The sequence below is a fragment of the Nostoc sp. UHCC 0870 genome, from assembly GCF_022063185.1.
In the GTDB taxonomy this organism is placed as follows: domain Bacteria; phylum Cyanobacteriota; class Cyanobacteriia; order Cyanobacteriales; family Nostocaceae; genus Trichormus.
In genome coordinates this window covers 2,193,535-2,207,865 of record NZ_CP091913.1, presented here as the reverse complement: position 1 = coordinate 2,207,865, position 14,331 = coordinate 2,193,535, and the positions used below count along the sequence as shown (strand labels likewise).

10 protein-coding genes are annotated in these 14,331 nt (G+C 41.1%); 7 read left to right on the top strand and 3 right to left on the bottom strand.

Features of this window, described 5'->3' with window-relative positions; genetic code table 11:
- Positions 1–136: 136 nt before the first annotated feature.
- The 3 genes from L6494_RS09545 to L6494_RS09535 all read right to left on the bottom strand — a co-directional run bounded on the left by L6494_RS09545 (position 137) and on the right by L6494_RS09535 (position 6,738).
- Positions 137–2,296, bottom strand: a complete 2,160-nt coding sequence (locus L6494_RS09545; RefSeq protein WP_237994177.1) for a peptidase domain-containing ABC transporter — start codon at positions 2,294–2,296, stop codon at positions 137–139.
- A 472-nt stretch (positions 2,297–2,768) separates the two neighbouring features.
- Positions 2,769–4,742: an HlyD family efflux transporter periplasmic adaptor subunit gene (locus tag L6494_RS09540; protein WP_237994175.1), complete on the bottom strand. Its 1,974-nt coding sequence runs from the start codon at positions 4,740–4,742 to the stop codon at positions 2,769–2,771.
- A 1,384-nt stretch (positions 4,743–6,126) separates the two neighbouring features.
- A complete protein-coding gene (locus tag L6494_RS09535) occupies positions 6,127–6,738 on the bottom strand; it encodes a hypothetical protein (RefSeq protein WP_237994173.1) in 612 nt (203 codons plus the stop codon).
- Positions 6,739–7,173: 435 nt separating this feature from the next.
- Here L6494_RS09535 and L6494_RS09530 point away from each other — a divergent pair, with 435 nt between their 5' ends.
- The 7 genes from L6494_RS09530 to L6494_RS09500 all read left to right on the top strand — a co-directional run bounded on the left by L6494_RS09530 (position 7,174) and on the right by L6494_RS09500 (position 14,322).
- Positions 7,174–8,859 carry an NAD(P)H-quinone oxidoreductase subunit 4 gene (locus tag L6494_RS09530; protein WP_237995925.1) on the top strand — a complete coding sequence of 562 codons (1,686 nt, stop codon included), beginning with the start codon at positions 7,174–7,176 and terminating at the stop codon, positions 8,857–8,859.
- A 122-nt stretch (positions 8,860–8,981) separates the two neighbouring features.
- A complete protein-coding gene (locus L6494_RS09525) occupies positions 8,982–9,275 on the top strand; it encodes a DUF433 domain-containing protein (protein WP_237994171.1) in 294 nt (97 codons plus the stop codon).
- Entirely contained in the window at positions 9,272–9,637 is a 366-nt protein-coding gene (locus tag L6494_RS09520) for a DUF5615 family PIN-like protein (protein ID WP_237994169.1), read from the top strand. Before L6494_RS09525 ends, L6494_RS09520 begins: the two co-directional genes overlap by 4 nt.
- Before the next feature lie 152 nt (positions 9,638–9,789).
- On the top strand, positions 9,790–10,776 hold the full coding sequence (locus tag L6494_RS09515; protein WP_237994167.1) for an STM4015 family protein: 987 nt from the start codon (positions 9,790–9,792) through the stop codon (positions 10,774–10,776).
- Positions 10,777–10,920: 144 nt separating this feature from the next.
- Positions 10,921–12,129 carry an STM4014 family protein gene (locus L6494_RS09510; RefSeq protein ID WP_237994165.1) on the top strand — a complete coding sequence of 403 codons (1,209 nt, stop codon included), beginning with the start codon at positions 10,921–10,923 and terminating at the stop codon, positions 12,127–12,129.
- On the top strand, positions 12,122–12,922 hold the full coding sequence (locus tag L6494_RS09505; RefSeq protein WP_237994163.1) for an STM4013/SEN3800 family hydrolase: 801 nt from the start codon (positions 12,122–12,124) through the stop codon (positions 12,920–12,922). The genes L6494_RS09510 and L6494_RS09505 overlap by 8 nt, the downstream gene beginning before the upstream one ends.
- A gap of 86 nt (positions 12,923–13,008) precedes the next feature.
- Entirely contained in the window at positions 13,009–14,322 is a 1,314-nt protein-coding gene (locus tag L6494_RS09500; protein WP_237994161.1) for an STM4012 family radical SAM protein, read from the top strand.
- Positions 14,323–14,331: the final 9 nt, after the last annotated feature.

The window sequence follows — 14,331 nt, the reverse complement described above, 5'->3', positions numbered from 1 at the left end:
AAACACATTTATTTTATAGCTTTAATTAAATTTATTTGTATGCAAAAAATAGATGTACAAGTTTGCACATCTATAAGGCGTTTATTGCAATTCTGAATCATAGTAAATTTTAAATGTCTGAATCTGACAATTAAATTTACACAGATAAAAACTTTAAATGTTCTCCCGATTGAGCCTGTAAACTTTCTAGAGTGCCTTGCATTTGCACCTTACCTTGATCTAACAAAACAATCCAATCAGCACGCTGGACTACGCTGGGACGGTGGGTGATTAAAATTGTGGTTTTACCTTGGCGGTGTTCTAAGAGGCGATCTAAAACTTGCGTTTCACTAACTGGATCTAATCCAGCAGTTGCTTCATCTAAAATTAGTACAGGTGGATTAGTCAGAACACCTCTAGCGATCGCTAATCGTTGTTTTTGTCCACCAGAGAGATTCGCCCCAAATTCTCCTAACACTGTTTGATACTTATTGGGTAATTGGCTGATAAAACTATCTGCATCAGCAACATGACAAGCTGTGACAATTTCTTCAAAAGGAATGTGTGGCGTTCCTAAACGGAAATTTTCTAAAATCGAGCGACTCCAGAAATGAGCTTCTTGGGGGATATAAACTACCTGCTGTCGCAAACAATCAAGGGATAAATCGTGAATATTATAAAAACCAATGCGGATATTGCCAGAATTGGGCTGATATAAACCCGCCATGAGTTTAGCTAAAGAACTTTTACCACAGCCTGATTTACCAATCAAAGCAATAACCTGACCACCAGGGATTTTTAGAGAAAAATCTTCTAATAAATCAACTCTACCAGGGTGATGAAAGTTGAGATGGGAAAAACGAATATCTGTATCACCTGCTATTTGTGCAACTGGCTTTTGTGTTTTTTCATCCTCTTCTGGAGTTGCATCAATCACTTCTAACAGCCGAGCTACAGCAGTTTGAGAGCGAAAATATTCATCAACTAAACCCACTAATGTACCTATTAATGCCAAAACATTGAACTGGAGAGCATTAATAGCCAACATTTGACCAATGCTTAATTGTCCCTGAACCACCAGCATACTACCTAGCCCCAGTAAAACCACACCGCCAATTGTGGACAGGAATTTAGCGAGAGTATTGTTAATAATGCCAATTTGAATAGTGCTAAAAGTGAGATTAGCTAGACGACCAAAACGACTCTGTAATTCATCCCAAAATTGCGGCGCGGCATTGGTAGTTTTTAGCACCTGTGCGCCTTTAAAGGTTTCTACTAACACACCTTGATTTTCTGCACCCAAAACCAATAAATTCCGCGTCTTTTGTTGCAGAACTGGTAAAAGTGGCAAGGTGGATAAACTCATTAAACCACCAATTAAAATTACTGCGATCGCCAACTGCCAACTATAAAACAGCATCAAGGCAAAAGAAATAACTGCAATGAAAAACTGACTAGGTAACAGAACCACAATCTGCGATACTAATTGGTTAATTTCATTAATATCTCTGAGTCGGCTGGTGATTTCCCCACTGCGACGAGCTTCGTAATAAGTCAAGGGTAATTGTAATATTCTCCGGCCAAACTCCAGCACTAGACCTAATTGCAGCCGTTGCCCAAAATGAGCAATCATCGTTGATTCTAATAATTCCAGAGTGCTACTAAATAAAGTCATCACTACAACAGCTGTGACTACAACAGTGAGTAGCTGGGTATCTCCACGAACTAAGACATCATCTGTCAGCAGTTGAATAAGAACAGGAGTACCTAAACCCAGGATGCCCATAACAATATTGAGCATAAAAACCTGGAATAATAGCCCACGATAGGGTAAAAGACGCTGAAGAAAGCGCACAAAACCCGCCTGGGGTTTTTCTTGGGGTTGTTGAGAAAAACGATTGGGATCTGGCTCAACTAAGAGCATCACCCCATTCCAAGCGGCTGTTAATTCTTCTTTACTGACGTAACGCAGACCGATCGCAGGATCAGCTATGACATACTTTTTCCCCCGCTTGTCGTGTAAAACTACCCAGTGGTAACCCTGCCAGTGAATAATAACTGGCAACTGTAGTTCTTTGATTCTGTCAATGATTTCCGGTGACGCTTTCACGGCTCTGGTATTGAAACCGAGATTTTCAGAACCGCGTTTAAGACCTAATAAAGTTGTACCTAATTGTCCTGTACCTACAGCTTCTCGGCTTTTATTTAAACTTAAAAAGCGTCCATAATGTCTACAAATTGTCACTAGACAAGCTGCGCCACAGTCTTCTTCACTGAACTGTAAAACACAAGGGTAATTCTTTTTGAAACTAAACATAATAATTCAAAATTCAAAATGAACAACGAAAGATGTTGACTATTGACTGGGGTATTTATTGGACATTAAGGTAAAATCTCCTTTCTCTACCTACTCACTACTCCAGGACTTACGCAAGTGTCACAATTGATAGTTGGTGCGTGACGCTATAAGTCTCATTACTACGTTCAAATACTTTCGCAGCGTCACACACCCTACGTGAAAAATATGCCCGTTGCGTAAGTCCTATACTCATTACTCATTACTCATTACTCATTACTCACTACTCACTACTCATTACTCATTACTCATTACCCACTACTCATTACTCATTACTCATTACTCATTACTCATTACTCATTACTCATTACTCATTACTCATTACTCATTACTCATTACTCATTACTCATTACTCATTACTCATTACTCATTACTCATTACTCATTACTCATTACTCATTACTCATTACTCATTACTCATTACTCAGCACTCCCTACATATCTGCAATTAATCTGGCTTTGCGGAGAATAAAGTGCAGGACAGTTTCTTGGCGGGAGATAATATCGGCTTGTCCTTCCATACCTGATTTGAGTTGACATTGCCTTGCGCCTCTACCAACGTAGGGGGTTTGAGGTTCAATAATGACTTCATAGCCAGCTTTGGGAGGGCTGGGTAATGAGGTATTGTTGGCAATGGGTAGGGCATCAGGTGCAATGGTTTTCACAGTGCCTCTAAGAGTGCCGTAGTCTGGATAAGGGCAAGCAGAAACCCGCATCTGGACTTGTTGACCGGGTTTGACTTTGTTAACGTCTTGAGACTGGATATTAGCTTTAATGAGTATGGGGGCATTAATGGGAGCAATTTGAGCGATCGCTTCACTCGGTTGCACTACCTGGCCGGAGTTACGCAAATTCAACTGCAACACTGTCCCCGCAATGGGTGCGCGAATCACACTCTGATTGATGTCGTTGTCAGTTTGTTGTAGTTCTTTGCGAGTTCTATCTAGTTGTGTTTGGAATTGTAGGCGTTGTTGTAGCAGTGTTTCTCTTTCTTTATTTAAAGCCGCTAAGGTAGCCTCACCTTTAGCCTGTTCTTGTTTAATTCGTTCAGATGCGACAGTAACAGGGGCATTACTGGGATTAAGGGCAGTGTTAGCTTTAACTACGTTGGTTTGTGCAGTTGTTAAAGCTTGTTCTTTCTCTTCCAGGAGATTTTTAGCATTAGCTTTGGCTTGTTCTAGCTTCGCCTCAGCCGAAATTACTGCTTGTTCTTTCTCTTCTAGGAGATTTTTAGCATTAGCTTTGGCTTGTTCTAGTTTGGCTTCGGCGGAAATTACCGCTTGTTCTTTCTCTTCTAGGAGATTTTTAGCATTAGCTTTGGCTTGTTCTAGTTTGGCTTCGGCGGAAATTACCGCTTGTACTTTTTCTTCTAGGAGATTTTTAGCGTTAGCTTTGGCTTGTTCTAGCTTCACCTCGGCAGAAATTACGGCTTGTTCTTTTTCTTCATATACATTGCGAGCGATCGCCCCTGATGCAACTATCGGCTGCATTCTGTTTCGCTGTACTATAGCTAAATTCAAGGCGGCCTCGGCTTCTTGGATATTTTTTGTTAAGAGCTTTTCCCGTTGCAGGCGATCGCGTTGTGCTTTGGCTAATTCCAAGGCTGCTTCTGTTTCCCCCACTGTCGCCGTTAAGAGTTTTTCCCGTTGCAGGCGATCGCGCTGTTCTCTCGCTAACTTTAAGGCAGTTTCGGCTTCTTGGATATTTGTTGTTAAGAGTTTTTCCCGTTGTAGGCGATCGCGTTGCGCTTTGGCTAATTCCAAGGCGGCTGTCGTTTCTTGGATTGTGGCTTTCAAGAGGTTTTCGCGTTGCAGGCGATCGCGTTGTACCCTAGCTAGTGTTAAGGCGGCTTGCGCCTGTCCCATATCAGCCATAGCTGTAATTTGCTGATCTGTATAGTTGCGTTGTGCGCCACTGAGTTCAGCTTGTGCAGCGATCGCAATCCGGCTATTTAAGTTTGTTTGTGCAGCAATTTGAGTATCTATTTCTCGCAACTGAGCATCAATTTTATTGAATTGTAATTGACTCTGCTGAATGACATTTGTTAGTTGACTCTTTTGATTTTGCAGGCGGGAACTATCAATATAAGCAATAGCTTCTCCAGGTGCTACTGTTTGATTTTCTGTCACAGCAATTTTTTCAATTTTGCCACTAATGAGGGACTGTACAAGCTTAATGTCTCCTACAGGACGAATAGTTGCAGGGACTTTAACAGTCACGTTGTATTTCAGAACAGATGTGAGAGCAACCCCAGCTACAAAGATACTTAATACTACCCCTACGCCGATAGTTGTCCACTTACCAATATGGGGAAGAAACTCGTTAGCTTCTAGCATAGGAAGTTGCTCTGGAATCGGCTCAGTTGACTGATGCCAAAAATTATTTTCTTGGCGGGGTAAAGTGTTCACAGTATTGCACCTTCCATTGATAGATTTTTGAAAAAATACAGCTATGGTGGCAGGTGTTATGGCTCACTATAAAGTCCAAAAAACTAATTTTAGTTATCGAAAGACTTAATACCTATTTCCCCAGGCATAAATAGTAGTGTCAACCCAAAAAATGATGCTGACATTAGCAAAAATTATGTTTGATTATTGATATAATCATCGCAGGGGAACAAGGAAACATTACCCCATCAGGTAATTAGTTTCCTTATAGCTCTAGCGTTGGTAGCGTCTAGAGAAAATAGAGGAGAACGCTCAAACTCCCTCAAAAACCTCACTTACGTTGAGCGAGTCAATGTCACCTCCTCTCCCCCTTTTTCAATAACAAAATCAGGTTGAATTCTTTATAGCCTGCGCCTATATAGGAAAGGCGTGCGCTTATGTCGTAGCAGATGATAAGGCTAACGCTTGCGTAATTAAGCGAATAAGATTCCATGAAGATTTCCGTATTTGTATACGTTGTCTAATTCTGGCAGATTGATATTAGCTCTTAGTTTCTTCAACTCATAAAAGTAGATAGAAAATAAGAACAAATTAATTCAGCTATCTAGATACCTTAAACCTATCCAATATCCCACCAGAGAATCAATTCTCTGTTTTTATATATCAACATTAATTAAGTGAACTAAAAGCCTTCATCAGTCTTATTTAGAAGACCTTTACTATCAGGCTCATAATTTTTTATGCGGCAGCATTTACAAAGGAAATAATTAAATCTCTTGCATAAATGCTGAAGCTGTCATGTTGAGCAAAGCGAAACATCTCAAAGATTCTACATTTGATTCAGTATGACACATCTCATTTTCGGACTTTTGCAATAAGTCTATTATCTAGCCAACTAAAGTTAGACTAGAATTTATTGCAAAATAATAAGTCTATTGGCTTACTAAAAGTCCGTTGTAAGATATCAATAGAAAAAATTATTGCTCTTTTAGTCTCCTAGAGCATTTCTGAGAACAATCGCAACTCAAAAGTAGTTTCTTTGCTCAAGGAAAATCAATCTGTAATATTCAGTCTGTAATATTCAGATTGGTATAATGATGATGAATTTCCAAAGTTTACGACGCTACTGGGGAAATTCCAAAAGATTACCTCTGCAATGATGGATTATTCAGAATAACAATTGCAGATTTCTGGGAAATCGAGACAAGAATAGTCTACTGATAAACACATTAACATGATTGCTAGCCTCACTTACATAACGAGGTGTATTACCACCTACGAACTTAACTATAAGCACTGTTCGCTCAGAATTCATAAACCTGAAGACAGAAATCATGCTGGTCAATTTACTACTTAAAGTAGATGCAGAGTTATTTTAAGTGGAGAGTGGGAAAACTCCATGCTTTTACAGTCCATCCCACTGGAATTCTGCTAGTAGTAATAAGCAAAAAACCATCAAAGCACCAGTGCAGAGAAACTGCCAAGCTAAGATATAAGGCAAAATGAAAATCAAGAGTAAGTGCAGCATACCTACGAAAATTAAAGCACGCGATCGCACCCCCAAACTAGTGCAGAAGTAACCAACTGCACTCAATCCCAACCACAAGGGACACAAATTTAACAAGATGACACTCCAGCCTAAGAAAATACCCAAATCAGTTAATATCACCCCCAACAGCATGAAAATCACCCAGCAATATAAAACCCAGCTAACTTGTCGCGCTTTTACCCAGTAACGAGTCCAAATCACCATCACTGCGATACCAGTACAACTAAGTAAAGACCACAAAGTTGCTTGCAAACTCCAACTAATCGGCAAAAACTGAGCCGTGACAAACATAGGGATAAGCAATAAACTCCAAAATATACAAGCTTGATCAATGCAAGTATAAAAAGTTGAGTAAAGCTTAACTTTGCCAATTTGCCAATTAACAAACACACTTCCTTCTAATTTATGTGCATCTACAGCCGGTTGTTTGCGGCGTAGAAGTGGATCTGAATAATTAAAAAAGGTCATTTTTCAGAGAGATTGAATTTTTAAAGTAAAAATTTTCTGTTTATTTACTATTAAAATTTAGTTATCTTTTATTCCCACTCTCTGTAGTCATAAATATAATTCGTTATCTTCTCCTACTAGGAATAAATTCCGTAATTTTGGTTACAAAAAAATCGCCATCTAAAAAACCCCTAAAGAATTTTTCTCTAGAGGTATATCTTTTGTTGACACTTTCCTGACTATCGGACTTGGTATTTTATTTTTGGGAAGCTAGGCAGAACTTCAAAAGGCTTCTGTCCTATCACCTATCACCTGTCACCTGTCACCTGTCACCTATCACCTGTCACCTGCAATAGATTCCATCTATACCCAGATGCGGTAAAGATTTATTTGGATAAGTTTACAAAGTTTAATACAATGGTGTTATTCACACATTAAGTATTTTTGCTCACTACCATGATGGCTGATGGATTTCCTTGGCTAACCGCGATTATTCTACTGCCACTCGTTGCTTCCTTGCTCATCCCCGTGTTGCCAGATAAAGATGGCAAGCTGGTGCGATGGTATGCCCTAGGTGTAGCGATCGCGGATTTTGTTTTGATGTGCTACACTTTTTGGCGGCATTACGATGCTAGCAGTCCGACTTTTCAACTTGCGGAGAATTATGCCTGGATACCTCAGTTAGGCTTTAGCTGGGCTGTTTCAGTTGATGGCATCTCGATGCCCCTTGTACTGCTGGCTGGATTTGTCACAACCCTAGCGATGTTGGCTGCATGGCAGGTTGACCTGAAACCGCGCCTGTTTTATTTCTTAATGTTGGTGCTGTATTCGGCACAAATAGGGGTATTCGTTGCCCAAGACTTACTATTGTTCTTTATTATGTGGGAAATAGAACTAGTTCCCGTATATCTACTAGTATCTATTTGGGGCGGTCAAAAACGCCGCTATGCTGCCACAAAATTCTTAATCTACACAGCAGCAGCTTCCATTTTTATTCTCATAGCTGGGCTAGCAATGGCTCTCTATGGTGACAACACCACCTTTGATATTGTGGAACTGGGTACGAAAAATTACCCCCTAGCTTTAGAGTTATTACTCTACGCCGGATTGTTAATCGCTTTTGGTGTGAAGCTGGCGATTTTCCCCCTACATACCTGGTTGCCTGATGCCCACGGTGAAGCGTCTGCTCCCGTATCAATGATTTTGGCAGGTGTACTGTTAAAAATGGGCGGATATGGACTAATCCGCATCAATTTAGAACTCCTGCCCGATGCCCATATTTACTTTGCACCAGTCTTAGCAACTTTGGGTGTCATCAATATTATTTACGGTGCTTTAAACTCCTTTGCCCAAACCCACATGAAACGCCGCCTTGCCTATTCCTCAGTGTCTCACATGGGATTTGTGCTGTTGGGTATCGCTTCCTTTACCGATGTGGGTGTAAGTGGTGCGATGCTGCAAATGCTGTCTCACGGGTTAATTGCTGCCGTGTTGTTCTTCCTGGCTGGTGTCACTTATGACCGCACCCACTCAATGGCTATGGACAATCTGGGTGGTATTGGTCAAGTTATGCCTAAAGTATTTGCCCTGTTTACCGCCGGCGCAATGGCTTCCTTAGCACTCCCTGGGATGAGTGGCTTTGTGAGTGAACTTCAGGTATTTGTCGGTGTCACCACTAGCGACATCTACAATCCTACCTTCTGCACGGTGATGGTATTCCTCGCCGCCGTGGGAGTTATCCTCACACCAATTTATCTACTGTCGATGTTAAGACAGGTATTTTACGGTAATGGTGCAGAACTCTCCTGCAACATTAATAATTCAGCTTACGAAAACCAAGAAGACGAAGGAACAGCTTGTTTTGGTACAGACTGCTTACTACCTAGCCAAGCAGTATATAGAGATGCCAGCGTCAGGGAAGTTTTTATCGCCGCCTGCTTCTTGGTATTGATTATTGGTGTTGGTGTTTATCCCAAGATAGCGACCCAGATGTACGATGTGAAGACTGTAGCTATCAATACTCAGGTACGTCAAGCTTATACTCAAATTGCCCAAGCTAATCCCGGAATATATGCGAAGGGATTTATTTCCCCCAAAATCACAGAACCTGAAGTGGTGGCTGTGTCGGGAATTATCAAATAAATCATCCTTTCGATAATATTAAGCGATCGCTCTATATGTTAGGCGATCGCTTTTTTTTCGGACGCGCAGATAATATACGATAGAACAATGGAGAAGCGATCGCCGATAGCAAGTCAAAAAACATGGTAGCAATAGTTGATATTGGCACTTTAATTGTCAGGACACCTGAAGTTTGTGGAGGTCGTCCTTGCATTGCTGGTACACGCATGACAGTTCAAAATATTGTCATGGATTCCCAAGCAGGCTTATCTGGTCAAGATATAGTGCGAGAATACCCACACTTATCTCTAGCTCAAGTTTATGCCGCTCTTGCCTATTACTATGCTAATCAAGAGGCAATGGATCAAGAAATTGCTGATTATCAAGCCGAATGTGATGCTCTTGAAACAAAGTGGATGTCAGGTAATTTTGCGTGAGCCAAATTCGCTTTTATCTAGATGAAGATGCGGGAAAGAAATCATTAGCTAATGGTTTACGCAATGCTGGAGTCGATGTAATTACAACAGTTGAGGCAAATAGAGTTTCATCAACAGATGAGAGTCAAATAATTTGGGCAACGGAACAGAGTTATATTATTTATACTTTCAATGTTGGTGATTTTTGTCGATTGCATAACGCTTATCTCGAACAGCAAAAAAAGCATTCAGGTATTGTAGTTGCTGCCAAGCAGAGTTATTCCATCGGAGAACAGTTACGAGGTTTATTGAACTTAGTAGCCAGTATGGAAGCGGAGGAAATGGTGAATCAGTTGGTTTTCCTGCGATCGCTACTACAATAACGCAAAAGTAACCCCTAATATTCGTTTCTCCAAGGCTAGACAACAAAGTAAAACAAATGTACTATTATTAAAGCCCAAGTATATTGGCAAAAATTAGCATATTCACATAGATTTATGGTGAAACTTATTACCTACCTAGGGGTAAAGGCATCATGACAGACAATCAATGGCATCTTCAAGAACGGTTGCAGAAATATCCAGGTTATCGGGGTGAATATACTACCACCTTTGCAAACCGGCCAGTAGTAGAATTTGATCCAGAGATGGGAATCAGCGACCCTGTAAATACAGCTTATGCGATCAGATGTGAATATGATGATGAAGAAAACGCTGTAGATAAACTAGCAAAACTCCTGCAAGATGACCAAGCTAGTAACCTGCAAGCTTTGGTTTTTGGACTTTGGGATGGGGATATGCCTAACGGTAGTTCCCAGGGTGTAATTGAAGCCTTAATATCTGCCAAAGATCAGCTGACAAGTTTGCAAGCAGTATTTATTGGCGATATCCACTCCGAAGAGAGTGAAATTTCCTGGATTATACAGAGTGATATTAGCCCCATCTTAGAAGCTTACCCCATCTTAGAAATATTGCAAATCCGAGGCGGTGAGGGTTTAGCTTTTAGTCCCTTCGTTGGACATGATCATTTAAAAGCACTGATTATTGAAACTGGCGGTTTGAGTAGTGCAACGATTAACCAGATTTGCGCCTTGAACTTACCAAACTTACAGCATTTGGAATTATGGTTAGGTTCAGATAACTATGGTGGCGACTCCTCCATTGTAGACCTCAACCCTATACTGATTGAACAAAAGTTTTCTAATTTAGTTTATTTAGGGTTAAGAAATAGCGAATATTCTGATGATATTGCAGAAGCATTAGTACGTTCTCCCCTACTCAACACCATCAGAATTATTGATTTATCAATGGGAACTCTCAGCGATGCAGGTGCAGAGTTACTCTTGAAAAATCCTGTTGTACAGCAATTAGATATTATCAATTTGTCTGAGAACTATCTATCAGCAGAAATTATCAACTTTGTAGAAGAACAACAGGGAAATTTTCATGTTCAAATCATGATAAATGGACAAAGAGGAGAAGACGAATACGACGAAGAACGTTATTGTGCTGTTGCTGAGTGAAGGGGATTGGGGATTGGGGATTGGGTAAGTAAACTATGAAGAATTTGATTATTCTTAATCTTCCTTGTCTCCTCTATCAATAGACATCTTACAAAAGTCCGAAAATTAAATGTGTCATTCTGATGGAAATGTAGAATCTTCGAGATGTTTCGCTTTGCTCAACATGACAGCTTCAGCATTTATGCAAGAGGTCTAATATTTACGCCTATTAACTTAATGTTTAACTGTGTCATCATCGCCAACCTGGAAAATCGTCGGGTTGGCTTTATGCAACAAGCACTAGCACATTTTGATTTACCACCTGCTATCGTTGTGTCTTATGCAGATTTGATTGCAGGTAGGGAGAACTTAGAAAAATTCAACGCGCCTAATACTATTATTCGGTTTGAGTCGCCAGAGAAAAACTTTGAGGTAGAGAAAGCCATAATTGCGGCTGGTGCGGAAGTTCCAGATATAGGTAATCAACAGCGTATTAGTGCTAAAGCTGCGGCTGATTTAGTGTTTGATAAAGGACGGATTCTTTACCCGCGACAGTGGTATTTAGGCTGGCGATATTTATTACATCAATGGGAAAAACAACTATTATCGCCAGTGATGAATCATCTCCATGATATTAGTGTGATGTTTGATAAGCCATTGTGTTGCGATCGCTTTTCTCTTCACAATATCCCAATGCCGCGTTCTTTGGGTGTAATTCATCACTATGAGCATTTAAGAGAACAGATGCAAATTCAGGGGTTGGAAAGAGTATTTATCAAATTATCTCACGGTTCATCCGCCTCTGGAGTAATTGCCTACCGGACTAATCACCACAAAGAATCAGCCATAACCACTGTAGAACGAGTCTGCCAAGATGGACAAACCCGACTTTACAACTCCCGTAAAATTCGTCACTATACCAACCACGAAGAAATTACCGACATTATTAATATATTGACGGCTGAAGGCGTGCAAGTAGAAGAATGGCTTCCCAAAGCACAAATTCAAGGACATCCATTTGATGTGCGTGTAGTTGTCATTAACGGAGAAGCACAGCACATAGTAGTCAGATTAGGCAAAAGTCCCATGACTAATCTACACCTAGGTAACGAACGGGGAGATACAGCAGAATTTTTAGCTAAAGTTGGACATGAGAACTGGGAGAAGATGAAGCAAACCTGTGAAGCCGCAGCCGCATTATTTCCTAACAGCTTATATTGCGGAATTGACTTATTAATTTTTCCAGACTTTCACCGCCATGCCATTTTAGAAATCAACGCCTTTGGTGATTTATTACCCGGAATTTTCTGGAAAGGGTTAGACACATACACAAGCGAAGTGCAAGCAGTTTTGGAGAGACAAACAAATGCTTGACATGAATCAAATTGTCGGAACGCACGACATAGTATTTATCACATTCGACACTCTCCGTTATGACGTTGCAGTTAACTTGTTAGCACAAGAACGCACCCCCAACTTAGCCGCAGTATTACCCAAAACTGGCTGGGAAGAACGCCATTCCCCAGGAAACTTTACTTACGCTGCACATCAAGCCTTTTTTGCCGGCTTCTTACCCACACCAGTTAAACCTGGAATACACCCTAGATTATTTGCGTTGGGGTTTGAAGGTAGCACAACCACCACAGAGCAAACGTGTGTACTAGAAGGTTCTAACATTGTCAGTGGATTAGCCACTAAAGGATACCATACAGCGTGTATAGGTGGTGTCGGCTTCTTCAACAAACTCAACCCCTTGGGAAAAGTCCTACCTTCCTTATTTGCAGAAAGTCACTGGAGTAAAGAACTAGGTGTTACCAATCCCAACTCTACAGAAAATCAGATAAAACTAGCCGAAAAAATTCTCAAAGCAACACCCCAAACCCAACGCCTATTCTTATTCATTAATATTTCCGCACTACATCAACCAAACTACTTTTATCTCCCCGAAGCGAAAACAGACACCATCGCCTCCCACGCCGCCGCCTTAGAATACGTAGACAAACACCTAATCAAACTCTGGGAAGCACTAAAAAAACGCGCCGCCACCTTTTGCATCCTCAGTTCCGATCATGGCACAACCTACGGCGAACAAGGCTACACAGGCCATCGTCTCAGCCACCCCACAGTATGGACAATTCCCTACGCACAATTAATCCTCCCCAACTAAAAATCTCTCCATCTCTCTCTCTGCGTCTCTGCGCCTCTGCGTGAGGTAATCAAAATCCAACTCCACCAAGCCAACCATCCCAAAAAATGCTCAACCAACTCCTAAAACAATCCCCCTATCAAGCCTACGTCTACTCCTACCCCCACAAAACAGCCTATCGACCCCTAAACCCAACCATCAACCTCAGTCAAATATGGACAAAACAAAATAAACAATCACTATTCCTCTACATTCACATCCCATTTTGTGAAATGCGCTGCGGATTTTGTAACCTATTCACCACAGTCACCCATAACGAAGACTTCGTTACCCAATACATCCACACCATTCAAAGACAAGCACAAAGAGTCAAAGCCACACTAGGAAAAGCATCCTTTAGCAGATTTGCATTAGGTGGCGGAACACCAACCCAGTTACCCATACACCACCTAGAAACAATACTCAACATAGCCGAAGAAACAATGGGTGCTAACTTACAGCACATCCCCGTTTCCGTCGAGATGTCACCAGAGACAGCCGATAAAAATAAATTACAACTATTGCGCGATCGCGGCGTTGATCGAGCTAGTATTGGCGTACAAAGTTTCATTGAATCAGAAGTTCTAGCCACCCAACGCCGCCAAACCACCCCCCAAGTAGAAGCCGCACTGACAAGAATGCGCGAAGCCGGCTTTTCCACAATTAACATTGACCTAATTTACGGACTACCCGGACAAACCGTAGATACATGGTTACAATCAATACGGTCTGCCTTACGCTTCCAACCAGAAGAGATTTATCTATATCCCTTATACATCCGACCCCTCACCGGTTTAGGACGCTCAGACAAAGAATGGGACGATATCCGTATATCATCTTACCGCGAAGGGCGATCGCTCCTCATCTCAGAAGGATACACCCAAATTTCCATGCGAATGTTCCAACGCATTTCTCCCCTATCTCCCGCCTCTCCCGTCTACTGCTGTCAAGCCGACGGTATGGTAGGAATAGGTTGCGGCGCACGTTCCTACACAGACACCTTGCATTATTCCAATGAATATGCGGTAGGTTCAAAAGAAGTCCGCGATATTTTGCAAGCCTATATACAAACACCCGATGAAACCTTCGACTACGCCACCTATGGCTTTCAATTAAATATTGAAGAACAGCATCGCCGCTACATTTTATTATCTCTCTTATCTAATGAAGGTATAAATCTCACCGCCTATCAGCAAAGATTCCAAAGCAATATCTATACTGATTTCCCCGAATTAACACAACTCATAGATTTGCAATTAGCCACACAACCAAAACAAATATTACATTTAACCGAAAAAGGAATTGAACATTCAGACACCATAGGTGCTTGGCTATTCTCAGAACAAGTCAACCAACTAATGCAAACCTACAACCTCAAATAAACTCTTACT

Excerpts from the sequence above, each read along its gene's own strand:
- L6494_RS09545 (WP_237994177.1), bottom strand. The coding sequence starts at position 2,296 with ATGTTTAGTTTCAAAAAGAATTACCCTTGTGTTTTACAGTTCAGTGAA.
- L6494_RS09535 (WP_237994173.1), bottom strand. The coding sequence starts at position 6,738 with ATGACCTTTTTTAATTATTCAGATCCACTTCTACGCCGCAAACAACCG.
- L6494_RS09530 (WP_237995925.1), top strand. The coding sequence starts at position 7,174 with ATGATGGCTGATGGATTTCCTTGGCTAACCGCGATTATTCTACTGCCA.
- L6494_RS09525 (WP_237994171.1), top strand. The coding sequence starts at position 8,982 with ATGGTAGCAATAGTTGATATTGGCACTTTAATTGTCAGGACACCTGAA.
- L6494_RS09515 (WP_237994167.1), top strand. The coding sequence starts at position 9,790 with ATGACAGACAATCAATGGCATCTTCAAGAACGGTTGCAGAAATATCCA.
- L6494_RS09510 (WP_237994165.1), top strand. The coding sequence starts at position 10,921 with ATGTTTCGCTTTGCTCAACATGACAGCTTCAGCATTTATGCAAGAGGT.
- L6494_RS09505 (WP_237994163.1), top strand. The coding sequence starts at position 12,122 with ATGCTTGACATGAATCAAATTGTCGGAACGCACGACATAGTATTTATC.
- L6494_RS09500 (WP_237994161.1), top strand. The coding sequence starts at position 13,009 with ATGCTCAACCAACTCCTAAAACAATCCCCCTATCAAGCCTACGTCTAC.